At 71.5% G+C, this 21,777-nt stretch carries 24 protein-coding genes; 18 read left to right on the forward strand and 6 right to left on the reverse strand.

Going from position 1 to position 21,777, the window contains the following annotated elements; translation table 11 throughout:
• Positions 1–73: 73 nt before the first annotated feature.
• Complete coding sequence (locus ACFWYW_RS44725) at positions 74–613, forward strand: LysR substrate-binding domain-containing protein (RefSeq protein ID WP_379611089.1); 540 nt, start codon at positions 74–76, stop codon at positions 611–613.
• 106 nt (positions 614–719) lie between these two features.
• Here the strand turns inward: ACFWYW_RS44725 and ACFWYW_RS44730 are convergent, their stop codons facing one another.
• Complete coding sequence (locus ACFWYW_RS44730; RefSeq protein ID WP_379611090.1) at positions 720–1,520, reverse strand: zf-HC2 domain-containing protein; 801 nt, start codon at positions 1,518–1,520, stop codon at positions 720–722.
• On the opposite strand from ACFWYW_RS44730, the gene ACFWYW_RS44735 reads away from it, so the two are divergent.
• From ACFWYW_RS44735 to cydC, 13 genes are all read left to right on the forward strand, one after another.
• On the forward strand, positions 1,495–2,067 hold the full coding sequence (locus ACFWYW_RS44735; RefSeq protein WP_379611091.1) for a sigma-70 family RNA polymerase sigma factor: 573 nt from the start codon (positions 1,495–1,497) through the stop codon (positions 2,065–2,067). The two genes, ACFWYW_RS44730 and ACFWYW_RS44735, sit on opposite strands and share 26 nt — an antisense overlap.
• 77 nt (positions 2,068–2,144) lie before the next feature.
• The gene (locus ACFWYW_RS44740) at positions 2,145–2,816 is read left to right on the forward strand and encodes a response regulator transcription factor (protein ID WP_379611092.1); all 672 of its coding nucleotides are present in this window, start codon (positions 2,145–2,147) and stop codon (positions 2,814–2,816) included.
• A gap of 353 nt (positions 2,817–3,169) precedes the next feature.
• On the forward strand, positions 3,170–5,344 hold the full coding sequence (locus ACFWYW_RS44745) for a YcaO-like family protein (protein WP_379611093.1): 2,175 nt from the start codon (positions 3,170–3,172) through the stop codon (positions 5,342–5,344).
• On the forward strand, positions 5,341–6,414 hold the full coding sequence (locus ACFWYW_RS44750) for a hypothetical protein (RefSeq protein ID WP_379611094.1): 1,074 nt from the start codon (positions 5,341–5,343) through the stop codon (positions 6,412–6,414). The genes ACFWYW_RS44745 and ACFWYW_RS44750 overlap by 4 nt, the downstream gene beginning before the upstream one ends.
• 70 nt (positions 6,415–6,484) lie before the next feature.
• Positions 6,485–8,047 (forward strand): ABC transporter substrate-binding protein, encoded by a 1,563-nt coding sequence (locus ACFWYW_RS44755; RefSeq protein WP_379611096.1) that lies wholly within the window; start codon positions 6,485–6,487, stop codon positions 8,045–8,047.
• A complete protein-coding gene (locus ACFWYW_RS44760) occupies positions 8,044–8,988 on the forward strand; it encodes an ABC transporter permease (RefSeq protein ID WP_379611097.1) in 945 nt (314 codons plus the stop codon). The genes ACFWYW_RS44755 and ACFWYW_RS44760 overlap by 4 nt, the downstream gene beginning before the upstream one ends.
• A complete protein-coding gene (locus tag ACFWYW_RS44765; protein WP_379611098.1) occupies positions 8,985–9,851 on the forward strand; it encodes an ABC transporter permease in 867 nt (288 codons plus the stop codon). The genes ACFWYW_RS44760 and ACFWYW_RS44765 overlap by 4 nt, the downstream gene beginning before the upstream one ends.
• Positions 9,848–10,759: an ABC transporter ATP-binding protein gene (locus tag ACFWYW_RS44770; RefSeq protein WP_379611100.1), complete on the forward strand. Its 912-nt coding sequence runs from the start codon at positions 9,848–9,850 to the stop codon at positions 10,757–10,759. Before ACFWYW_RS44765 ends, ACFWYW_RS44770 begins: the two co-directional genes overlap by 4 nt.
• Positions 10,752–11,462, forward strand: coding sequence for an ATP-binding cassette domain-containing protein (locus ACFWYW_RS44775; protein WP_379611101.1), 711 nt, complete (start codon positions 10,752–10,754; stop codon positions 11,460–11,462). The genes ACFWYW_RS44770 and ACFWYW_RS44775 overlap by 8 nt, the downstream gene beginning before the upstream one ends.
• A gap of 14 nt (positions 11,463–11,476) precedes the next feature.
• On the forward strand, positions 11,477–11,635 hold the full coding sequence (locus tag ACFWYW_RS44780) for a CopG family transcriptional regulator (protein WP_379611102.1): 159 nt from the start codon (positions 11,477–11,479) through the stop codon (positions 11,633–11,635).
• Complete coding sequence (locus tag ACFWYW_RS44785; RefSeq protein WP_379611103.1) at positions 11,632–12,021, forward strand: VOC family protein; 390 nt, start codon at positions 11,632–11,634, stop codon at positions 12,019–12,021. Before ACFWYW_RS44780 ends, ACFWYW_RS44785 begins: the two co-directional genes overlap by 4 nt.
• A 13-nt stretch (positions 12,022–12,034) precedes the next feature.
• On the forward strand, positions 12,035–13,756 hold the full coding sequence (cydD, locus tag ACFWYW_RS44790) for a thiol reductant ABC exporter subunit CydD (protein ID WP_379611104.1): 1,722 nt from the start codon (positions 12,035–12,037) through the stop codon (positions 13,754–13,756).
• The gene (gene cydC / locus ACFWYW_RS44795) at positions 13,753–15,525 is read left to right on the forward strand and encodes a thiol reductant ABC exporter subunit CydC (protein WP_379611105.1); all 1,773 of its coding nucleotides are present in this window, start codon (positions 13,753–13,755) and stop codon (positions 15,523–15,525) included. Before cydD ends, cydC begins: the two co-directional genes overlap by 4 nt.
• A 33-nt stretch (positions 15,526–15,558) precedes the next feature.
• On the opposite strand, the gene ACFWYW_RS44800 is transcribed toward cydC, so the two are convergent.
• From ACFWYW_RS44800 to ACFWYW_RS44810, 3 genes are all read right to left on the reverse strand, one after another.
• Complete coding sequence (locus tag ACFWYW_RS44800; protein ID WP_379611106.1) at positions 15,559–16,104, reverse strand: YceI family protein; 546 nt, start codon at positions 16,102–16,104, stop codon at positions 15,559–15,561.
• Positions 16,101–16,856 carry an SDR family NAD(P)-dependent oxidoreductase gene (locus ACFWYW_RS44805; RefSeq protein ID WP_379611107.1) on the reverse strand — a complete coding sequence of 252 codons (756 nt, stop codon included), beginning with the start codon at positions 16,854–16,856 and terminating at the stop codon, positions 16,101–16,103. The genes ACFWYW_RS44800 and ACFWYW_RS44805 overlap by 4 nt, the downstream gene beginning before the upstream one ends.
• 172 nt (positions 16,857–17,028) lie before the next feature.
• Positions 17,029–17,688 carry a TetR/AcrR family transcriptional regulator gene (locus tag ACFWYW_RS44810; protein ID WP_379611108.1) on the reverse strand — a complete coding sequence of 220 codons (660 nt, stop codon included), beginning with the start codon at positions 17,686–17,688 and terminating at the stop codon, positions 17,029–17,031.
• A gap of 91 nt (positions 17,689–17,779) precedes the next feature.
• Here ACFWYW_RS44810 and ACFWYW_RS44815 point away from each other — a divergent pair, with 91 nt between their 5' ends.
• The gene (locus ACFWYW_RS44815) at positions 17,780–18,247 is read left to right on the forward strand and encodes a DUF1772 domain-containing protein (protein WP_379611109.1); all 468 of its coding nucleotides are present in this window, start codon (positions 17,780–17,782) and stop codon (positions 18,245–18,247) included.
• A 24-nt stretch (positions 18,248–18,271) separates the two neighbouring features.
• Here ACFWYW_RS44815 and ACFWYW_RS44820 read toward each other — a convergent pair whose 3' ends face one another.
• Both ACFWYW_RS44820 and ACFWYW_RS44825 read right to left on the reverse strand, forming a co-directional pair.
• Complete coding sequence (locus ACFWYW_RS44820) at positions 18,272–18,646, reverse strand: hypothetical protein (protein WP_379611110.1); 375 nt, start codon at positions 18,644–18,646, stop codon at positions 18,272–18,274.
• Positions 18,643–19,008: a hypothetical protein gene (locus ACFWYW_RS44825; RefSeq protein ID WP_379611111.1), complete on the reverse strand. Its 366-nt coding sequence runs from the start codon at positions 19,006–19,008 to the stop codon at positions 18,643–18,645. The genes ACFWYW_RS44820 and ACFWYW_RS44825 overlap by 4 nt, the downstream gene beginning before the upstream one ends.
• A 387-nt stretch (positions 19,009–19,395) precedes the next feature.
• Between ACFWYW_RS44825 and ACFWYW_RS44830 the strand changes: the two genes are divergently transcribed.
• From ACFWYW_RS44830 to ACFWYW_RS44840, 3 genes are all read left to right on the forward strand, one after another.
• A complete protein-coding gene (locus ACFWYW_RS44830; protein WP_379611112.1) occupies positions 19,396–19,635 on the forward strand; it encodes a siderophore-interacting protein in 240 nt (79 codons plus the stop codon).
• 743 nt (positions 19,636–20,378) lie between these two features.
• Entirely contained in the window at positions 20,379–21,068 is a 690-nt protein-coding gene (locus ACFWYW_RS44835) for a L,D-transpeptidase (RefSeq protein WP_379611113.1), read from the forward strand.
• A gap of 8 nt (positions 21,069–21,076) precedes the next feature.
• The gene (locus ACFWYW_RS44840; protein WP_379611114.1) at positions 21,077–21,748 is read left to right on the forward strand and encodes a choice-of-anchor P family protein; all 672 of its coding nucleotides are present in this window, start codon (positions 21,077–21,079) and stop codon (positions 21,746–21,748) included.
• Positions 21,749–21,777 lie beyond the last annotated feature (29 nt).

Raw genomic sequence — 21,777 nt, forward strand, 5'->3', positions numbered from 1 at the left:
AGCCGGCCCTCGCCGCCGTGGGGCCCTGGTCGCCTGGCTGTCCGTCGAGGAGCCCGACCTCACCACCGGCCCGGTGCTCTTCACTCAGCCACGCGTCCTGGTGACCGCCTCCGGCCGCCCGCTGTCCCGGGGACCGGTCTCGCTGGAAACGCTGGGCGACGTGCCCGTCCTCGACGGGCGAACGAACGGCCGGCGCAACGTCCCCGAATACTGGGAGAACGCCTACACCCCCTTCTTCACCCCCAAGGGGCGGTCCATCGAACGTTCTCCCGAGCCGGTGGCGAGCCTGGAAGACCTGTTCACCCGGGTCGCGGCCGGGGAAGCCGTCCAGCCCCTGAGCGCCCATGCCACCCGCTACCATGCCCGCCCCGGCGTCACTTACGTGCTCATCCACGACAGCCCGCCGGTCCGTTGGGGACTGGTCGGGCGCAAGGGCGCCGAGATCCCGCCGGTCCGCGCTCTCGCCCGGGTCGTCCTCGACCTGGGCCCGCTGGTCAGCGCGTGGGCTTCGCCGCTGGACGACGGAAGGTCCGGGGCGACCGGGCGGCGGCGCACTCGACCCCAGGGCGTCGGTGCGCGGAGCCCCCCTGTCATGCGGGTGGAATTGCGGTAGATTTGATAATCATTTTCTAATGTAGTGTGATAAACCTAAGATCGGAGCGCGTCCTTCAGGTCGATCGGTGGTGCCTCCAGCATGCCAACCTGCCATGCTCAGCTGGTCAGGCCGCCGCCCCCGGTGGCGTGGCCGTGCGCCCTCCTCCCGGCCGTGCGGGCAGTCCGCCCGGCCGTGCACCGTCGGCCTCCGGGGGGTTGCGCATGAGCCGCGCCAGCCACACCAGTACGGCCCAGCCCACGATCACGATCACATGGTGGGATTCCCGCAAGGGCTCGGTGGCGGCGCCGTACAGATCCCAGAGCGCGGTCGCGGTGAGGATCACCGCACCCGCCGTCGCGAGGGGCAGTATGCCCCAAACCGTGTGCGGCCGCAGCGCCGCGGTGAGGAACCCGACCCCGAGCGCCAGGTTGAATGCCCCTATTTCCCGAATGTCGTGGATGGGGCCTGTGTCTAAAACAAAGTCGGGCTTAATAACCATTGCGTATCCAATCGCGATTTGGCAGGTGGCGAGGGCGCCCAGGAGCACGCGCGCCAGTCGTAGCGGCCAGGCGGGCGGCACGGGCCGCGAGGCCAGGTGGCGCATGACGCGGTCGGTGAGGTCGGGCGGGGGCGGCAACAAGCCGGGCAGGCCGCGGCTGAGCTCACCGGCCCGGCTCAGCCAGTCGCCGCATGCCTGGCACGCGTCCAGGTGCGCGCGCAATTCATGGATGCCGACCTCCGGCTCCTCGTTGTCGATCAATACAGAGAACGCCTCTCGAGCCTGCCTGCATTGCATATCGGTTCGCCTCTCTCGTGCAGGTAGTCGCCGCCGGGCCGAACGGGGTTCCGCGGCTGCTCCCTGATTCATGCCACCATCTCCACCCCCCGAAGAGGAACCCATGGACGAACTCACGCGACTCGCCATCGCGGCCAGGCACGGCGACACGGAGACGTTACGTGAGTTCGTCGCCGCCGCGTCGCCCGAGGTCTGGCGGCTGTGCGCCGCGCTCGCCGACGTGGACAGCGCCGACGACCTCACGCAGGAGACCTTCGCCCGGGTCTGCGTGGCGCTGAAGCGCTATCGCGGCGAGGCGAGCGCCAGGACCTGGCTGCTGTCGATCGCCAGGCGGGTCGTGGCCGACGCGATCAGGAAACGGGTCCGCGTGCGCCGGATGGAGGAAGCGGTTCTCGCCCAGCCCGCCGGTGCCGAGACCGCCCCGGACATGGCGGGGGAGATCGAGCTCCGCCTTCTGATCGCGGCTCTGCCCGTCGCGCGCCGGGAGGCGTTCGTACTGACCCAGGTGCTGGGCCTGTCCTACGAGGAGGCCGGCCGGGTGTGCGGGTGCCCGGTGGGAACCATCAGGTCGCGGGTGGCGAGGGCACGCGAGAGCCTGCTGGAACAGCTGTCGGACGACGGCGGATGGCGAACCGCATGGAACTCCACGCGTGTTGGCGACGACCATCTTGGGTGAATGGTGACAAGGCGCCAAGCAAACGGGGATGGACCATGAGAGCGTTGCACACCTTCACACGGACGCTCTAGAACGACGTGGGAATCCGGATCCTGACCTGTGACAGGCACACCCTCGTACTCGCGGGCGTGCGGGCGTTTCTCTCGCGCGAGCCGGACATCCAGATCGTGGGCGAGGCGCGCGACGGCGTTGAGGCGATCAAGCAGGCCAGGAAGTCCCAGCCCGACGTGGTGCTGCTCGGCGTCTCCGACGATCTGGCCGATCTGACCGGGCTGGTACACAAGCTCACCGCCTTCGGGCTGGACTCGTCGCCGCGTGTGCTGCTGATGGCCGCGCCGGAGCACGAGAGCAGGCTGCTCGACGTCCTCCGGGCGGGCGCACGGGGCGTGGTGGGCAAGGATTCCACCGCTTCTGAGCTGGGGCGGGCGGTCCGTGCGGTGGCCGCGGGCCACGCGTGCCTGACCCCTTCGATGACCAGGCGGCTGCTCGATTGGGCGATGACCGCGGGGCCGGGCAGTACTCAGGTGCCCGTTGAGGCCGCCAGGCTCACCGGGCGCGAGCGGGAGGTGCTGGCGATGCTGGCCAAGGGGCTGACCGATGGCGACATCGCCGCCATGCTCCGGCTGTCGAAGGCGACGGTGCGATCACACGTCCATCACATGGCGGCCAAGCTCGGCGTATCCGGCCGCGCCCAAGCCGTCGCGTTCGCCTTCCGCCACGGTCTGGTCGCCTCCCTCCCCGACGACTGACGGCCTCAGCCGCCCAAGACCCGTCCACGCCGGGCGCACCCGTGCGCCTGCCCCTTCAACAGCTGTTGGTTTCCCGGGAAATATCACCACAAAGCGCGTCACTTCTGCCAGCACCGGGTGGAAGACGTCCGTGCTTTCCCGGCATAGCTTGTGCCGCGTGCCGTGATCTCGGCACCGGCTCCGGAGGGAGAACTCCATGATCAAGCGAATCGCCAAGAAGGGCGTGGCCAAGCTCCTGGCCCCGCACAACCACCACACCAGCCTGGCTCCGTCGTTCACCTGGAAGTAAGGCCGGTCCAAGGCCGGAGGCCGCCCGCCTCCGGCCGCCCGGCCCAGCGAAAGGAGAAAGCCGGATGGCAGCCGGACCACGTGTCACCAGCGTCGAACTCCGTCCCCTGGGTGACGAGGCGAGCCTCGTGACCACGCCCTCGGGCGCCGTCTTCGAGATCGCGGCCCCGCTGCCGGCGATCCGGGAACTTCTGGAGCGTTGTGACGGCACCCGCTCGCCCGCCGAACTCGTCCACGGCACTCCGGATCCCGGGGCGTACCAGGAGCTTCTGACCCACCTGCTGGAGACCGGCTGCCTGACCACCGGCGATGCCGAGCCGCGGCTCCCGGCGACCGTGGTCGCCGTCGGCGATGCCTTGCTCATCGACCTGGCGCGAGCGCACACACCGCTCACCGTGGCCGCTTCCGGCGAGCTGGACGCCACACTGGCCGCGAACCCCGGCAGCGTGGTGATCGCCTTACGCGACCGGCTGGACGTGCCCTTTCTCGAATGGCTCAACGACCTTTGCGCGGCCGCGGGCGTGCGCTGGGCGCAGCTCCATCTCGACCAGGGCAGGGGATGGGCGGGCCCGGCCGTTGCACCGGGACGCGCCCCCGACTACCGCGACCTGCTCGGCCGCCGCCGTACCGCTACCGAGCTGCCCGATGTGGAGGAGGCGCTGATGGCTCCGCTCGCGTACGGCCGGCCGTACCTCCCGCCTGAGGGGGAACTGCGCTGGATGGTCTCCGCCTTCATGCTCGACCTGGACAGGTGGCTGCGCGAGGACGCGGGAGAGGCGAGGATGTCCTGGGCCGAGCTGGAGCTCGATCCGCGGACCCTGGAGACCGTCCGCCACCCCCTGCTGCCGCTTCCCGATCGCCCGCTGCGTGATCCGGGGCCGCCGCTGGACCAGGAGGCGCTGATCGACCCGCGCACCGGGCTGATCACCGGGCTGCCGGTCTTCCCGCACCACGAGTCGATCCCCCGCGACCTCGTCACCGTGCAGAGCAACGTCGCCGACATGCGCAGGCTCTACACCTGGGCCAACAACATCGTGTGCGGAGGCAGCAGGTTCGGCGATCCCGAAGGAGCCCGGCTGTCGGCGATCGGCGAGGCCGTGGAGCGCTATTGCGGCAACTGCGTCACCGACAAGGTCGACGTCCGCGAGGCCACCTTCGCGGAGCTCAAGGGCGAGCACGCCTTGGACCCCGGGCGGCTGGTGTTGTACTCGGATCGGCTGTACGACTCGCCGGGCTTTCCGTTCGTCCGCTTCGACCCGGACCTGCCCACGCACTGGGTACGGGGCCGCTCGCTCACAGCCGGCCGGGACATCTGGGTGCCGGCCAGCCTGGTCTACGTCAACTGGTACATGGACGACTACGCGCGGGTTCCCCCGACCAACTATCTCTACTATCCGGGCATCGCCGCCGGACCGTCGCTGGAATGGGCGATCACCTCGGGCATCGAGGAGATCATCGAACGCGACATCACGATGATCTGGTGGATGAACGCGCACCCCCTGCCCGCCGTACGACCGGGAGCCGAGCTGGACGCCCTGTGGGCGGGCAGGCCCACCGAGATGGGCCAGCGCGCCCGGCTCATCCACCTGGACAACGAGTTCGGCGTCCCCGTCATGGCCGGCGTCGTGGAGAAGCCGGACGAGGGCCTGCTCAACGTGGGCTTCGCGGCCCGCCCCGACCCGGTGGAGGCGGCCAGGAAGGCGTGGACCGAGGCGCTGACCCTGCAGGACGGCAGCAGGGACCTCGACGATCCCGGCGGGCTCACGCGCACGGCCATCGCCGAGGGCTGGGTCAGCGCGCCGCTGAAGCCGTGGCGGGCCGACCGGGCCTACCTCGACAGTTACGATCCCGGCTTCCGCGACGTCAACGACCTGATGTGTCAGCAGCAGGTCTTCCTCGACCCGCGGGCGGCCGACACCGTGCGCCCCTGGCTGGACACCCCGGTGACCCGCACCATGGACGATCTTCCCCGTCTGCCCGACCGCTCTCTCAGCACGTATCAGCGGCTGGTGGAAGCGCGGGGCTACGAGATCGTCTACGTGGAGCTGACCACGCAGGACGTCGCCAAGGCCGGACTGCGCGTGGTCCGCGTGCTGATCCCGGGCCTGGTGCCGAACTTCCCGGCAGCCTTCCCCTTCCTGGGCCGCCGCCGGATCCAGGACCACCCGGTGAGCCTCGGCTGGCGGGACCGGCCCCTGGCTGAGGAGGAGCTGAACTACTTCCCCCTGCCGCACGCATGACGATCTATGTGGACGTGCCCAATCTGGGCTTCGGCCCGGCCGCCACGGCTCTGGCGGCTCTGGCGCGGATCCCGGACAAGGAGATCCACCTCCTTGCGACGGGGGAGTCGGCACGGCACCTGCTGCGCGAGCGGCCCGGCTGTGCCCACCACGACGTGAACACCCTGCGGCCGGACCTCTGCGCCGGGCTTCTGCCACCGGAAGCATTGGTCGTGTCGATCACCAACCCGGAGTTCGCGGCCTGGGCGCTGGAGCAGGGGCACGAGGTCGGCGTCGTGGACGTGCTGCCCTGGCTGTGGCCGCTCGCCCGGCCCGCGGCCGAGCCCGATCCGGCCCGCCTGCGCTTTCATCTGGTACAGGCGGGCTTCGGGCCCCATCCCCACGGCGAGCCCGTGGCGCCCATCGTCGACACCGCCCTGTGGCGTCCGGGCGTCGCGCGCCGCCCCCACCTGGCCGTCATCGGCTTCGGGGGCATGGGCATGTCGGGCACCGGCCATCACCTCGCCACCTTCGCCCGCTGGTTCCTCGCCGCCGTGCTGCCCGTGCTCGTGGAGAGGGCTCGCGTTGTGGTCGCGGGCGGCTCCAGGGACCTCACGGCGCTCCTGCCGTACGGCTGGGCGGACCATCCCGCGGTCGAGGTGCACTCCGCCGTGCCGGCGGCCGGCTACGCCACGTTGATGGGCGCGGCGGGTCACGTGCTGATCCCGGCGGGGATGAGCACGCTCCACGAGTGCGCCAGCGCCGGGATCACGCCATTCGTCCTGCCCGGCTGGACCATCAGCACGATGCTGGCCACCGACCGGCTGGCCGAGGAGGGTTACCCCTATGCCTGCCCGTGGCCGGGGCAGCGGGCCGCCTTCGAACCGGTTCTGGGCAGGCCGGAACCCGAACTCGTCCAGCGGGCGGCCCGGATCGCGGCGGACGGGATGACCACGGCGGACTTCCTCACCTCGGCGCTGCGCCGATTCCTCGCCCGCGGCCCCGCCCACGTGCCTCTGCCCTTGGCCCCCGAAACACTGCCGCGGGCCGCCGACCGACTGGCTGAACATGTCGCCACATGGCGGACCTAACGGGGAACTCCGGGTGGGTCTCGATCGACTACCCCATCGATCCGGCAGAACCGTTCGGCGAGGAGCACACATGGACCAGCCCGCCCGGCCACTGATCGCGGTGGCCGCGCTCGTACTCGCCACGACGCTGGCCGCCTGCGCGGGCGAACCTGCCAAGCCCGCGGCCACGGGCGCCGCCAAGCCCGCGGCCGTGCGGCTGGCCGTACCGGAGACGGGCACGAGCCTGAAGCCGGACGCGTTCTGGCACTACTCCCTGGCCAGCTACGGCATCGGCGAGCACCTGCTACGGGCCCGCCCGGACGGCACGGTCGAACCCTGGCTGGCGGCCTCCATCGAGCGGACCGATCCGAAGACGTGGCGGCTGCGGCTGCGGGAGGGCGTCACCTTTCACAATGGCAAGGCCGTCGACGCCCCGGCGGTGATCCAGGCGCTGAAGAAGCGGGCCGCGCAGGGGTACGGCAACGACTCGGTCGCCAAGGCGAAGATCGAGGCGTCAGGCCCAATGGAGATCACGTTCACCTCGCAGAAGCCGACCGCCGCCATTCCGCGCGACCTGGGCTCGCTCGTGCGCTACTACCAGATCTACGACGTCGCCGCGGCCGAGACGGCGGGCGCCGACGAGAAGAAACTGCTCGCCGCGGGCATCTACACCGGTCCTTACAAACCCGTCGCCGTCGACGCCCAGTCGATCACCGCCGAGGCGTTCGCAGGCTACTGGGGCACCAAGCCCGCCCTGCCCGGCGTGCGCGTTCTCGCCATGCCCGACGCCACCGCCCGGGTGGCCGCCGTCCGCAGCGGCGAGGCCGACATCGCGATCACCCCTCCCGCCGAGATCGTGAAGACCGCCAAGCAGAACGGCCCCTTCACCTACCGGCGGGCGAGCGTCGCCAACCGCGCCGTCTTCGCGCAGTTCAACCTCCGTCGCTCGCCCTTCGACGATCCGGCGGTACGGCGGGCCTTCGCGCTGGGCCTCGACTACGCCAAGCTGCCCACGGTCGTGGCAGGCGGCGTCATCTATGAGCGGGCCACCGGCCTGGTGCCCGCCTCGCTGCCCTTCGCCGCCACGACACAGCGCAGCGAGCCGGGGGCCGCGGCGGCGTTGCTCGACGGGGCCGGGTGGAAGGCGGGCACGGACGGTGTGCGGGCCAAAGCGGGCAAACCCCTGCGCCTGACCTATCTCTTCCAGGCCGGAGACACCGAGCACGAGGCGTTCGGCATCGCGCTGCGCGAGCAGGTGCGTCCGCTCGGCTTCGACGTGACCATGGCTCGCGTCGACGACACCTACGACGCCAAGGCGTGGCCGCAGGAGTGGACGATCGTGGTGCTGTCGGTGCTGCTGGACGGCCCGAACGTGGTGGACTCGATGGCGGCCTGGCTGGGCAGCGGCGGCGGGGCGAACTTCGGTGGAGTCAAGGATCCCGAACTCGACGGCCTGATCGCCCGCATGCACTCCACCCCGCTGGACCAGGCGGGCGCCGACCTCGGCAAGGCCCAGGGAGTGATCACCGATCGGGCCTACGCGGCGGTGCTCGGGTTCCGTCCGGTCGACGCCCTCGTGAACCAACGGTTCCGGGACTTCACCCCTGACCCCGGCTTCGTCTTCATCGACGCGGCGCTCGCCGGACGCCCGTGAACCTGCGTCCGCTGTCGCGCCGCCTCGCGCAGGCGCTGGTCACCGCGCTGCTGGCGAGCGTCGTGGTGTGGGCGTTGCTGCCGCTCGTCCCCGGCGATCCGGCGGTCCGCTATCTGCAGGCCAGGCACGTCTCGGCGCCGACCGCCGAGCAGCTCGCGAAGGCCCGTGCCGACCTGGGGCTGGACCGGCCCCTGCCCGAGCAGTACGCGCGCTGGCTCGGCGGCGTGGTCCGCGGCGATCTGGGCACCTCGGCCCGGCTGGGGCTGCCGGTCACCCAGGTCATCGCCGAGCGCGCTCCGGCGACCCTGCGGCTGACGCTGGCCACCATCCTCCTGGCGCTGGTGGTCTCCGTGCCCCTCGCGCTGGCCGGCGCGGCCGTCCCCGGGCGCTGGCCGGACGCGGCCGGACGGTTCGTCGCGCTCGCCGGAGCCGCCGTGCCCTCGTTCGTGGCGGGATTGCTGCTGATCGAGTTCGTGGTCGTGCGCTGGGGAGCCGGGACCGTGGTCAGCGATGGCGGCTGGGCCCAGGTGTGGCTTCCCGCGGCGGCGCTCGCCCTGTATCCCGTCGCCCGCTGGTCACGGTTGCTGCGCGGCAGCCTGCTGGAGGCGCTGCGGGCCGAGCACGTCACCGTGGCCGCGGCTCGCGGCGCCTCCCGCCTGCGCGTTCTGCTGGTCCACGCCCTGCCGAACGCCGCGGTGCCGTTCGTGACCGTCCTGGCCATGACCGTCGGGTTTCTGCTGGGGGGTGCGGCGGTCGTCGAGAACGTCTTCTCGTGGCCGGGGCTGGGCCGCGAGATCGTGCTGGCCGTCACCGCGCGGGACCTGCCGGTTGTCCAGGGCTTCGCGCTGGTGATGAGCGTGACCTGGGTCGTGGTCAGCCTCCTGGCCGACCTGGCCGCCGTGTGGATCGACCCGAGAATGCGAACCGGGAGCCGCGCATGACCGTGCTCGAACCCGTCGCGACGACGCCTCCCGTGCGAGGCGTGCTTCCCCGGCTGCTGCGCCGCCGCGAGGCCGCGGCCGGCCTGAGCATCCTGTGCCTGGTGTTCCTGGCCATCCTGGCCGGGCCGGCTCTGGTGCCCTACGAGCCGGACGTCGCCGACTTCGACGCGGCGCTCCGCCCGCCGGACGCCGCGCACTGGCTCGGCACCGACCAGTTCGGCCGCGACCAGCTCGCCCGCCTGCTGGACGGAGGGGCACGCTCGCTGGAGGCCACTGGGCTGGTGCTGCTCATCAGTGTGGCGGCCGGGCTGGTCGTCGGCACGCTGGCCGGGGTCGCGGGTGGCGTGATCGACGTGATCGCGATGCGGCTCGTGGACATGGCGCTCGCGGTCCCCGGTGTCGTGCTGACGCTCGCGCTGCTCGGCGCCCTGGGGCCGGGATTCGGCAACCTGGTGTTCGCGCTGGCCGCGACCGCATGGCCGCCCTATGCCCGGTTGGCGCGCAGCCACGTGCTGGCCGGACGCGAGCGCCCGGACGTGCTCACCGCCCGCCTGGCGGGCGCGGGGTGGCCGCGTGCCGCCGCGGCGCATCTGCTGCCGGGCGCCGCCGCGCACGTCCTGGTCGTGGCCGCCCTGGACGTCGGACAGACGATCATGGCGGTGACCGGGCTGTCGTTCCTGGGGCTGGGCGCGCAGCCACCGCACGCCGAATGGGGAGTCATGCTGTCGGACTCCCGCATGTACCTGTCGGACGCCCCGTGGCTGCTCCTGGCCCCGTCGGCGGCGATCGTGGTGGTGATCCTGGCCGCGATCCTGCTGGGCGAGGCCACCGCGGAGGCGGCGGATCCCAGGAGGCTGCGATGAGCGCCTTGAGCGTCTCCGGGCTCGAGGTCCGCTATCCGGGCGGCGGGCACGCCGTGCGCGGAGTGGACCTGGAGGTGGCCGAAGGAGAGGTCCTCGCGCTGGCGGGTGAGTCGGGGTGCGGCAAGACGACGCTGGCGCGGGCGATGCTCGGGCTGCTGCCTCCGGGGGCGCGGTCCTCGGGCTCCATCCGGGTGGGCGGCCGGGAACTCGTCGGCGCGACCCGTCGTGCCCTGCGGGACGTCCTCGGCCTCGAGATCGGCTACGTCCCGCAGGACCCGGTCACCGCCTTCGACCCGCTGCGCCGGGTAGGTCACCACGTCGAGCAGGCATGGCGGGCGCACCGCCGTACCCCTCCGCCGGGCGCGGTCGCCGCGCTGATGAGCGAGATGGGCATTCCCGACGCGGCCGCCCGGCTACGCCAGTGGCCGCACCAGTGGAGCGGCGGCATGCTCCAGCGGGCCGCCATCGCGGCGGCGGTCGCGCACCGCCCGGCGCTGGTGGTGGCCGACGAGCCCACCAGCGCGCTCGACACCGAACTGGCGGGCTCGGTCCTGACCCTGCTGGGCGCCGCCAGCAGGAGCCTGCTGCTCATCAGCCACGACCTGGCCTTGATCGCCGAGCACGCGGACCGGGTCGGCGTCCTGTACGCCGGGCGCCTGGTGGAGGTCGGCGAGGCGGGCAAGGTGATGGCCGCACCCCGTCATCCCTACACGGCGGCTCTGGTCGCCTCCGTTCCCAAACCGGGCGCCGGCCTCCCCGAGCCGCTGCCCGGCAGGCCGCCCCCTCCCGCGGAACCCGTGGCCGGGTGCGCGTTCGCGTCCCGGTGCGCGCTGGTAACGGAGCGCTGCGGGCACGAGGTCCCGGCGCTGCGCGACGGCGTCGCCTGCTGGGCGGTGTCCCATGCCTGAGCGGAGCCCGGTCATCGAGGTCCGTGGAGTCAGCCGGGGATATGCCCTGGGGCGTCGCCGTATCCAGGCCGTGCGCCATGCCGACCTGGCGGTGCGCGAGGGGGAGATCGTCGGTGTCCACGGCCCGTCCGGCTCGGGCAAGTCCACGCTGCTGCGCCTGCTCGCCGCCGTGGAGCCACCCGACGAGGGTGAGGTCCTGCTCAGCGGACGTGCCGCCTGGAGCCGCCGGTACGGCCGGCCGTACCGTGACCCGCCCCGGCCCGGCTATGTGATGCCCGTCTTCCAGAACCCGTTCGCCAGCCTCGATGTGCGCTGGCCCATCTGGCGCAGCGTCGCCGAGCCGGTGGCCATCGCCGGCGGCCTGCCGCGGGCCGGGCGGCGCGCGCTGGCCGCCGAGCGGCTCGACGCCGTGGGGCTCGGCGGCCTCGATCTGGACGCGACTCCCTCTGAGCTGTCGATCGGGCAATGCCAGCGGGTCGCGGTCGCCCGGGCGCTGGCCGCCTCGCCCGCCGCGGTGGTGGCCGACGAGCCGACGAGCGCGCTGGACGTCACCACCGTGGCGGGGATGTTGCGCCTGTTCAAGCAGGTGACGGCGGACGGCACCGCGCTCGTGCTGGTCAGCCACGACAAGAACATGCTCCACGCGCTCTGCGACCGGGTGTACGCCATGAGGGCGGGACGTCTTGAAGTGATAGCTTACTAGTATGCTAGCAAGCTATGAAGCCTCAACAGTTCAACGTCTACCTTCCGCCCGAGCTGATCAGAGCGGTGAAGCACGCCGCCATCGACAGCGGCATCACCCTGTCCGCGCTGGTGGAACGTGCGCTGCGGGAGCACCTGGCGACGCTCGGCGGCACGGAGAACGAGGAATCATGATCGTGATGCCGGTGGTCTACACCTCGGACGTCGAGCGGGCCTCGGGCTTCTACCGGGCCCTGGGGCTGGCCGTACGGGCCGAAGGACGCAGCGGGAAATGGGCCGAGCTCGCCGCGGGCGGCGGTGGCTGGGTAGGGCTGCACGTCGGCGCGCCCGCGGGCGACACGCCGCCGCCGGAGCCCGACGCGCCGCTGCCGGCGGGCGCGGTGGCGCTCTGCATGGTCAGTGAGGAGTCCCTGGACGACCTCGTGACCCGCATGGGCGAAGCAGGCGTCGCGCCCGTGCGCGGGGTCGCCGACGAGGCGTTCGGGCGCTCGGTCGTCTTCGCCGACCCCGACGGCCTGCTGATCCAGATCAATGAGCACGACGAGGAGCTCTACACCTGAGACGGAGAACGACATGATGGTGCATCGCCGCCTGCTGGCCCTGGCAGGCGACATCCGCTTACCGCTGACGCTCAACATCGCTCTGGGCCTGGCCGTGACGGCGACCTACATCGCCCAGGGCGTGCTGGTGGCGCTGGTGTTCGCCCGCCTGCTGACCGGGCAGGGCCTCGGCGACGGGCTGTGGCTGCTGGTCTGGCTGGCCGCCGTGGTGGCCGGCCGGCTCGTGCTCCTGGTGCTCGCGGAGGTGGCGGCGCAGCACACGGCCCACGCCGTCAAGGAACGGGTACGCGGCCGCCTCTACCAGAAGCTGTTGCTGCTCGGGCCCGGATACCTGACGCTGCGGCGCAGCGGGGACGTGCGCACCGTGCTCGTCGACGGGGTCGAGGCCCTGGAGGCGTACTACAGCCGCTACCTGCCGACCGTGGCCTTGAGCCTGCTCGGTCCCGCCGGCATCCTGATCTATCTGGCCACCCGCGACCCGATCTCGGTGGCGCTGATCGGGATCTGCATCCTGCTGGTCCTGCTCAGCCCGCGTCTGCTGGACAAGATGCTCGCCCGCAAGGGCGAGGAGAACTGGCAGGCGTACGGCCGGCTCAGCTCCGACTACCTCGACGTCATGCAGGGCATGACCACCCTCAAGGCGTTCAACGCCACCGCGCGCGAACGGGTCTCCCTGTCGGAGAGGGCCGAGGAGCTCCGCGGGGCGACCATGCGCCAGCTCGCGGTCTCCTTGGTCGACACCGGAGTCACCACGCTGGGCATGCTCGCCGGGCCCGCGCTCGCGGTCGGCGTGGCGGCGCTGCGCCTGGCCGCGGGCTCCGTCGACCTGCTGACGCTCCTGATCGTGCTCGTCCTGGCCCGCGAGTGCTTCCGGCCGCTGGGCGACCTGTCGAAGTACTGGCACGCCGGATACACCGGCATCTCCTCCAGCAAGCAGATCGACGAGCTCCTGCACGCCGGGCAACTGGTGGAAGAGCCCGAGTCGCCCAGGCCGCTGGGGCAGCCGCGGGTGAGCTTCGACCGGGTCACCTTCCGCTACCCGGGGCGGGAACACCCCGCCGTGCGCGACTTCACCTTGGACATCGAACCGGGTGAGACCGTGGCCGTGGTCGGGCCGTCAGGCGCGGGCAAGACCACGCTGGTGGCACTTTTGCTGCGCTACTTCGACGCCGGCGAAGGGCGTGTGCGGATCGGCGGAGTCGACGTCCGCGAGGCCGCCCTGGCCGACGTGCGCGCGATGGTGGCGGTCGTGGCCCAGGACACCTACCTGTTCACCGGCACCGTCGCCGAGAACATCCGGCTCGGCCGTCCGGACGCGAGCGACGAGGAGGTCGTCGAGGCCGCGCGGGCGGCCGGCATCCACGACTTCATCGCGGCCCTGCCCGACGGATACGCCACCGAGGTGAGCGAACGGGGCCTGACGCTCTCGGGCGGCCAGCGCCAGCGCATCGCGATCGCCCGCGCCCTGCTCAAGGACGCGCCGATTCTGGTGCTCGACGAGGCGACCTCCAGCGTGGACGCCGCCGGCGAGGCCGTCATCCAGGACGCGTTGCGGCGCGTCACCACCGGGCGCACCACGCTGGTCGTCGCCCACCGGCTGTCCACGGTCCGCGACGCCGACCGGATCGTGCTCATGCGGGACGGCGCCATCCGCGAGATCGGTGACCACCGCGAGCTCATGCGACGCGACGGCGACTACGCGCGGCTCGTCGCCGCGCAGGAGGTGACGGGATGAACGCCCCCTCGGTTCCCGCACGGCCCATTCTGGCGCTGGTGCCCATGGTGTTCGGCCAGCCGGTGCTCGCCGGGCTGACCCTGCTGTCCGGCCTGCTCTCCCACGGCTTCGGCGTCGCCGCCGCCGCCGTGGGCGCGTGGATGGTCGGCGAGGCCGTCACCGGCTCCGGAGCCGGTCCGCTGACCACGATCTTCTGGCTGCTGGTCACACTGGTCGTCGCAGCCGCGCTGGCCCGCTGGTGGCAGATGTGGGTGGCGCACGACCTGGCCTATCGGCTGCTCGCGCTGATGCGGGTGCGGCTGTTCGACGGCCTGGAACGGCGGGCCCCCGGCTACCTCCTCGGCCGCCGCACCGGCGATCTGGCCGGAACGGTCATGGCGGACGTGGAGACCACCGAGTGGTTCTACGCGCACACCGTCATCGACTACGCCGTGGCGGCGCTGGTGGCCTCCGCCTCGACCGCCGTGCTGGCCTTCTTCCACCCGCTGCTGGCCTTGCTGGTCGGCGTGTTCCTGGTGCTGATGGCCACGGTACCGGTGTGGCTGGCGGGCAAGGCCGACGAGCAGGGCGCGAAGCTGCGCGAAGAGCTGGGCGTTCTGGGAGCAGAGGTCGTCGACGGCGTGCAGGGCATGCGCGAACTGGTGAGCTTCGGCCGCGGCTCGGACTACGCGCGCCGGCTGCGCGAGCGCACCGCCTCCCTCCAGGCACGGCAACTCGCCTACGGCCGCCGCTCGGGCGTAGAGGCCGCGGTCACCGACGGACTGGTCGCGGGCGGGCTGGTCGGGGTGCTGGTGCTGGCGGCCGTGCTCGTGACCTCGGGAGAGCTGACCGTCGCGCTGTTGCCGGCCGTGGTGGTCCTCGCGTTCTCGGCGTTCGGCCCGGTGATCGAGGTCTCGGGGACCGCACGGGCGCTGGGACAGATCCGCGCCGCCTCCCGCCGCATCTTCGCCGTCACCCGGCAGCGCCCCGCCGTCGACGACGGCGACGCCCGCGCGCCGCGCGAGCCGCTTGCCCCGCACGTGGAGTTCAGGGACGTCCGCTTCGCCTACGGCTCCGGCGGGCCGCCCGCCCTCGACGGTGCCTCCTTCGAGGTACGGCCCGGCGAGACGGTCGCCCTCGTCGGCCACTCGGGAGCGGGCAAATCCACCTGCGCCCACCTGCTCCTGCGCTTCTGGGACACGCAAGAGGGGGCGGTGGCGATCGGCGGGCGGGACTTGCGCACCCTGCCCCAGGAGCACATCAGGGAACTGGTCGCGATCGTGCCGCAGGACGTCTACCTGTTCAACCGGTCGGTGGGGGAGAACATCAGGCTCGGTCGTCCCGACGCCGGCGACGACGAGGTGGCCGAGGCCGCCCGGCAGGCTCGGGCGGACGAGTTCATCGCCCGGCTGCCCGAAGGGTTCGAGACCATGTGCGGTGAGAGAGGGGCCCAGCTGTCCGGCGGGCAGCGTCAGCGCATCGCGATCGCCCGCGCGTTGCTCCGCGACTGCCCGATCCTCATCCTCGACGAGGCGGTCTCCAACCTCGACGCGGAGAACGAGGAGGCGCTGCAGGCCGCCGTGCGAGCCGTCCGGCGGGGACGGACCACGCTGCTCATCGCCCACCGCCTGTCCACGATCAGGACCGCCGACCGGATCGTGGTCCTCGACCGGGGGAAGGTCGCCGAGCAGGGCACTCACGAGGAACTGGTCGCCGCCGGCGGCGCCTACGTGCGATTGCTGGCCCGGCAGGTCGGCGGCGTCCTGGACGGCGCAGAGGAGCCAAGCTGACGTGAGCGGCGCCGGAACGCGGTCCCGCGGTGGTCAGTCGCGCAGGACCGCGTGGCCGGTGAGGCTGACGCGCACGGTCCGCCCCAGAACGGCACGGCTGTCCATCAGACGGGAGCCGATGGCGACGCCGACTTCGTGCCGGTCGATCCTGCCCATCGCGGAGACGAACAGCCGCGTCCCGCCTCCCGGGACTTCCTCGGGCTCGAGCCAGCGCACGTCCAGGCGGAGCGCGCCGATGTTCTGGCGCACAGTGAGCGCGCCGTCGGCCATCAGCCCCCGGGCTGCCGATCGCACCTTCTCCGCGCGGTAGCGCATCTCCGGGAAGGACTCGACGTCGAAGAAGGCGGGGGAGCGCAGGAAGGCGTCGCGCTCCGGGTCGCCGGTGTCGATCGAGGCCATCTCGATGGTGGCGCCGGCGGCCGACCGGAGGAGGTCGGGTTCCACGATGATCTCTCCCGCGAACGCGTTGAACCGTCCGCTCACGGTGCGCAGGGTCAGATGGCTCAGCCGGAACGTCAGCCGGGCCGTGGCCGCATCGATTCCCCAGCTGCCGGGCTTGACCTCAGGGATATCGCTCACGGGTTGCGGCTCGCCTCCATCACGGCCCGCACGAGGCTCCGGGGAGCCAGCCGGGCGAAGGCGGCCGACGTCTTGTTCCGGCGGCCGGGTATGCACACCGGGCGGCCGGCGGACACCGCGGCCAGGCCGTCGCGCACCACCCGGCCGGCGTCCTGAACGCGCCGCGCCGGGTCGGCGGCGGCCGCCGTGAAGCCGGGCAGCAGCGCCGTCACCGTCACCCCGTACCTGCGCACCTCCATGTGGACGGCTTGGCTGAAAGCGGTCAAGAAGGAGTACGCGGCCCCGTAGGTCGCCCCGAACGGCGTCGGGGCCTCACCGGCGATCGACGAGACGTTGACGATGGCGCCTTTGCCGCGATCGAGCATGACCGGAAGCACGCTGTGCGTCAGCCGGACGGGCACCACGGCGTTCAGTTCCACCTGGGAGACCTCGCCGGCGATCGGCAGCTTCGCGAACAGGCCGGAGGTCAGCGCGCCCGCGTTGTTGACCAGGATGTCGACGGGACGGGTGGCGTCCGCCAGCCGCTCCTCGACGGCCGCCGCCTGCGTCCGGTCGGTGAGGTCGCCGGGCAGGACCTCCGTCACCGTGCCGAACGCGTCCTTCAGATCGGCGGCCAGCGCGTCGAGCCGGTCGGCGCCACGCGCCACCACGACCAGGTCGTGGCCGCGGCGGGCCAGCTCCCGTGCGAACGCCTCGCCGATCCCGGTGGAAGCCCCGGTCACCAGCGCTGTGGGGCGGTCTTCCTGCCGCATGTCCGGCATCCTTTCCCGACGGATATGGGGCCGACGTTATGCGGCGCCGCCGTCACCGTCTTCCACACCCGTTGCCCCGGGGGCGCGCTGTTCGTGGACCCGACGAGAACGGGGCCTGACTCCCACCCCAAGCCCGGGGGGCGCGCGTACGGGCGGGTGGCCGGTGCGCTCGTCAGGGGTGAAGCAGGGTGGTCGCGAGGATCCAGGCGAGCCATTCCTCGTACGCGGCCTCGGTCCATCCGCAGACCTCGGTCAGCTTCTCGAAGTTCTCGGTCGAGGTGAGGACGTAGATCTGCGCGGCCGCTCCGGCGGGCGTGAGGCCCGGCCGCAGGGCGCCGAGCTCGTGCAGGTGGCGGGCCGGTGCGTGGCTGCCCTTCAGCCTCTCGTGTTCGATGTCGGTCAGGACTTCCTGGAGTCCCGCGTCGGTGGGGGAGGCGGCGGCCGCCGCGCGCAGGACGCGGTGCACAGGCTGGATGCGCCGGAGGATGCCGGTGGCCATCGTGGCGTACCTGGCCAGCTTGCGCACCGGGTCCGGCTCGTCGATGATCGCCTGGACTTCGGGCCGGCCGCTCTGCGGCAGGGGACGGGCGTCGCCGGCCAAGGTGATGTCGTAGACGAGCTTGGCCAGGGCGGGCTTGCCGCCGGGGGAGGACGTGTACAGCGTCTGGAGTGCCACGCCGGCCTCGCGGGCGACCTCGGCCATGGTCGTGTCGGCGTAGCCCTTCCCGATCATCAGTTTCCGCGCGGCGTCCGCGATCTTCCGGCGCGTGGCCTCGGCCTGCTCCTGGCGTAGGGCGCTGGTGTACGGGCGGCGCTTGCTCTGCTCAGTCATCGCGCACCATGATTCCAGAGACATATTGACTGTATAAGCATCTAATGAAAATGTGTGCGTCTAGTTAACTTGTGACAGGGGAGGGTGTGCCGTGTCCGTGGTGTACGCCGCGTCCAGGGTGGTCGCGCTGCTGCTGGTCGGCCTGTACGCGGGCGGCGTGGTGTTCGTGGTGCTCGCTCCGTCCGTGGCGCGCCTGCCGGGACCCGCGTACGTCCGGTATTGGCAGGCGCTCAACACCGACTACGGCCGGGCCATGCCGCCGCTGCTGCTGGCCGGCATCGCTGCCCTGGTCGTCGTGGCGGCCTGGTCGTGGCGCCGCGGATGGTTCGCCTTCGGTCTCGTCGCGGCGGCCCTGGTCATGGTGATCCTCAGCGTGGTCCTCACCTTGACGGGCCTGGATTCCCTCAACCGGGTCGTGGACGGCTGGGATCCCGACCTCCTGCCCGACGGCTGGGAAGAGAGCCGCCGGCGGTGGCTGGGCTTGCACCTTGTCCGTAGCGCACTCGCGTTGGCGGCGTTCGCCTGCCTGGTCGTCGCCCAGACCTTCGACCGCGGCTGAGTGTCGGAGGTCCCGATGATCGGATCAGTCGCGGCCGGGACGGGCGAGGGCGTCCACCAGAGTGCGGAGCCCGGTCAGGAAGGCGTTCTCGTGGTCGAAGGCGCGGAACACGCGATGGATGCGTTCCGGATCCTCCGCTGCGGACGCCAGCAGTTCCTCGCGGGAACTGCGTCGTTCGGAGGAGGCGGGCAAGAAGCTCAGGTGGCCGAGAACCCACCACCAGAACTGGAGAAAGGAGTCGGTGGCGCGGTGGTCGTCGAGACCGAGGCCGCGGAAGCGGCTCGGCTGGGAAGCGTTCGCGGTTGTAGCGGCGTCGGCGGTTGTCGCCGCAGTCGACCGCGTCGGCGCGTTCGCCGGGGGGTGGGCGCTGCCGCCGCAGTAACGGCGGGGGCCGCTCACGAACGGCTCTGCCGTCTCTTGGCGGCCACCATCTCCACGGCCTCAACGCTGTCGGAGTCGGTTACATGGGAGTACGGATCCTGCGAGGTCACTGAGGCGTGACCGGCGATCTCCTGCACCACCCGGCTATCCACCTGAGTGATCGGGATAAGGATGTCGAGATTCTTGCGCTGCGTCATCAGCTCATGGTCCTGCAACGGCAGTTCGGCGCCGATGCGCGGGTGAGATTCACCCCTGAAGACCGCTTCTTCCTGGCGGCGCTCCTGACTTCGCTGCCCCGAGCGGTCCTGTGCCGGCTTCGGCTTGTCGTCCGCCCGGACATCATCCTGCGCTGGCATCCCGAGATCGTGAAACGGCAGCATACCCGGACCTGCCGGCCAAAGCGGGGAGGGCGCCCGCGCACGGTCCGCTCCGTCCGCGCGCGCTCGTGCTGCGCTTGGTCCAGGAGGACCCGTCTTGGGGATATCGGCGGGTGCACGGCGAGCTCACCACGCTCGGCCTGAAGGTCGCGCCATCCAAGGTCTGGGAGATCCTCAAGCGCGAAGGCATCGACCCAGCACCCGAGCGAGCCTCCACCGCCTGGGTAACCCAGACGATCAGGAATCTCGTCAAGGATCTGGAGGACGCGGGCTGCCGGGCACGGTTCCTGATTCGCGACCGAGACGGCAAGTTCCTTACCCTCGTGGAGGAGATCCTCGCCAGCATCGGCATCCAAACCGTACTCACCGGCATCCGGATGCCGCGGATGCGTGCCCGCGGGCACCACGATCCACTGGCTGCCCAGGAACGACCCTGCTGCCAAGCCCGGCGCCCTCGTCCTGCAGGCGGTACGGCAGGCCCAGCTTCCCGACGGCCGCTTCTACACCTGGACGGCGGGCGAGTCCTCGCTCGCTACCGGCGTACGCAGGCATCTGGTCGGCGAACGCGGGGTGCCCCGATCCGACATCACTTTCCGCGGCTACTTCCGGAACGGCCACGCCAGCCTCTGACCGTCCAGCCGAGCAAGCCTGATCCGGGAACTCCGCACACCCGCGACCCGACTGGAGAACCTTCCCCTGGCCACCTTCCTCTACAACCTCTACAAGCTCGGCTGGCGGCGGCCGGGACCGTCCTGATCGCCGTCCCCGAAACCGCCAGCGCACCCCCGGAACCCCGCAGATCGCCCTGCGTTTTCGTCCCTGCAGAACGAAGGTACGAGCCCGAACCGCCCCGCAGCCGCAGATCCAGCCACTTCAGCTCAGATCCGGCCGATGTGATCTTTGGGGTTGGCTGCGTTGTCCGCCCCCCGGGCCGGACCCTGACACGCACCACGTCTGGTTTCGACAAGGAAGAACGGCATGACCGGCGTCACCGAGCAGATTGGCCCATCCGCGGACGGAGAACGTCTGGCGCCCTTTTCTACTGGGAGCGCGCCTTGGCGGACATGGGCCCCTACCGCGACGGAGCGCTTGCATGACTTCGCCCGGCGGGAATCCTCGTTCCACAGCGAGGTGTCTCGGCTCAGGTGCGGCACCAGGGCGGTGGCGACGCGCAGCCGCCTTGTCCGGGCAGGAGGGCGGAACATGCCGGTTACATGCGTGTGGGCGGCGTGTATCGCCCGTCAGCGCCAGCGTTGAGGGAATGTTGCGGGTAAACGGTGGTTCCTGTCTCTGTCATATCGCCGGGCAGGCGTGGCAGGGCCCATAGCGTCAAGCGGGTGTTGCCAGTACGGGTGAGGAATGCCGGAATCGTCGTGGCGGCGTTGCTGCTGCCGGTTGGGGCTGCCCCGGCCGGAGCGACGCGTTTGCCGTACGCGACGACCCATGCCACCATCGCGGCCCTGCCCGCCGACCCTGCCCCTTTCAGTGCCTGGGATGGCGTTGTGCTGCATCCTGTCGGCGCGGCCGTTGTCCGGGAGCGGCCGGCGGGGCGTGCGGTCGCGATGTTGCCCGCGCGTCAGTTGGGCAATCCGACGTGGGTTCCCGTGGTGGAGCGGGTGCCGGGATGGGCGCGCGTGTTGCTGCCCGCCCGGCCGAACGGTTCGACGGGGTGGGTGGTCACCGGCCCCGGGGCGCGCTTGGCTCGTTCGGCGTATCTGGTCCGGGTGGACATCGCCGAGCGCCGGCTGACGCTCCTGCGCAACGGGCACAGGATCGGCGGTTGGCCGGTGGCCGTCGGAGCGCGGCAGACGCCGACGCCGGTGGGACGCACGTTCGTGCTGGGGTCGCTGCTGGCCGGCGGCTCGCTGGTGCTGCCCACCGGGGCCCACTCCGACACCTTGGACAGTTACGGCGGCGGCCCGGGCACGGTGGCGCTGCACGGCTGGCCCGACCCTTCCGTGTACGGCAAGGCGATCAGTCACGGGTGTGTGCGGGTGCCCGAAGCGGCACTGCGTGCACTGGCGAAGGTGCCACTCGGCACTGTCGTCCTCATATCCATGTAGGGGGAATGATGGGTAAGAAATCTGCTTTCGTCGTCTCGACCGCGATCTTGGCGATGGCGGTGCTCGCGCCGGCCTCGCAGGCGGCCACGGAACCTCCGGGAGCCAGCGCGTTCGGGCTGGCGGCCACCGACCTGCTCGGGATCGCGCCGATGCCCGCCGTACGCTCGGAAGGCGGCAGGCCGGCCCGCATGAGTGTGACGGAGCAGCCGGAGAACAAGCTGATCAACGCCGAGGCGCTGGAGGTGAACGCGCAGGGTGAGCGGGCCGACTCGCGGGCTGTGGGAGTGAAGGGCCTGGAGTCCAAGCTCACGGCCGAGGCCGTGCAGGTGCAGTGCACGGGCGGGCAAGGCAGGGCGAACATGGTGGGCGCCGTGGTCGACGGCACCGAGGTCGGGTCGGCGCCGCCTCCCAACACCGCCGTGCCGGTCAGGCTGAAGGGCTACGGCACCGCGACCGTCACGCTGAACAAGCAGCAGCGCAACGCCGACGGCGGTATGACGGTCACCGGTGTCTCGGTCGCCGTGCCGGTGGGCGGCGGCCAGTACCGGACCGTCGACCTGGCCTCGGCCACCTGCGGCGGCGCCGTCACATCCGTGCCGGTCGCGGTCGACGACCGGGGGCCGCTGCCCGAGGCGGCGCCTCCGGTGACCTCCAACAGCAGGCTCCCCGTCGCAGGCTGAGCATTCCAGTCGAGGTGGTGCGCGGATAG

Source organism: Nonomuraea sp. NPDC059023 (assembly GCF_042740095.1).
Taxonomy (GTDB): Bacteria; Actinomycetota; Actinomycetes; order Streptosporangiales; family Streptosporangiaceae; genus Nonomuraea.

Excerpts from the sequence above, each read along its gene's own strand:
- ACFWYW_RS44785 (WP_379611103.1), top strand. The coding sequence starts at position 11,632 with ATGATCGTGATGCCGGTGGTCTACACCTCGGACGTCGAGCGGGCCTCG.
- ACFWYW_RS44825 (WP_379611111.1), bottom strand. The coding sequence starts at position 19,008 with ATGCTGCCGTTTCACGATCTCGGGATGCCAGCGCAGGATGATGTCCGG.
- ACFWYW_RS44770 (WP_379611100.1), top strand. The coding sequence starts at position 9,848 with ATGAGCGCCTTGAGCGTCTCCGGGCTCGAGGTCCGCTATCCGGGCGGC.
- ACFWYW_RS44735 (WP_379611091.1), top strand. The coding sequence starts at position 1,495 with ATGGACGAACTCACGCGACTCGCCATCGCGGCCAGGCACGGCGACACG.
- ACFWYW_RS44755 (WP_379611096.1), top strand. The coding sequence starts at position 6,485 with ATGGACCAGCCCGCCCGGCCACTGATCGCGGTGGCCGCGCTCGTACTC.
- cydC (WP_379611105.1), top strand. The coding sequence starts at position 13,753 with ATGAACGCCCCCTCGGTTCCCGCACGGCCCATTCTGGCGCTGGTGCCC.
- ACFWYW_RS44750 (WP_379611094.1), top strand. The coding sequence starts at position 5,341 with ATGACGATCTATGTGGACGTGCCCAATCTGGGCTTCGGCCCGGCCGCC.
- ACFWYW_RS44810 (WP_379611108.1), bottom strand. The coding sequence starts at position 17,688 with ATGACTGAGCAGAGCAAGCGCCGCCCGTACACCAGCGCCCTACGCCAG.
- ACFWYW_RS44745 (WP_379611093.1), top strand. The coding sequence starts at position 3,170 with ATGGCAGCCGGACCACGTGTCACCAGCGTCGAACTCCGTCCCCTGGGT.
- cydD (WP_379611104.1), top strand. The coding sequence starts at position 12,035 with ATGATGGTGCATCGCCGCCTGCTGGCCCTGGCAGGCGACATCCGCTTA.
- ACFWYW_RS44780 (WP_379611102.1), top strand. The coding sequence starts at position 11,477 with ATGAAGCCTCAACAGTTCAACGTCTACCTTCCGCCCGAGCTGATCAGA.
- ACFWYW_RS44840 (WP_379611114.1), top strand. The coding sequence starts at position 21,077 with ATGGGTAAGAAATCTGCTTTCGTCGTCTCGACCGCGATCTTGGCGATG.
- ACFWYW_RS44730 (WP_379611090.1), bottom strand. The coding sequence starts at position 1,520 with ATGGCGAGTCGCGTGAGTTCGTCCATGGGTTCCTCTTCGGGGGGTGGA.
- ACFWYW_RS44805 (WP_379611107.1), bottom strand. The coding sequence starts at position 16,856 with ATGCGGCAGGAAGACCGCCCCACAGCGCTGGTGACCGGGGCTTCCACC.
- ACFWYW_RS44775 (WP_379611101.1), top strand. The coding sequence starts at position 10,752 with ATGCCTGAGCGGAGCCCGGTCATCGAGGTCCGTGGAGTCAGCCGGGGA.
- ACFWYW_RS44765 (WP_379611098.1), top strand. The coding sequence starts at position 8,985 with ATGACCGTGCTCGAACCCGTCGCGACGACGCCTCCCGTGCGAGGCGTG.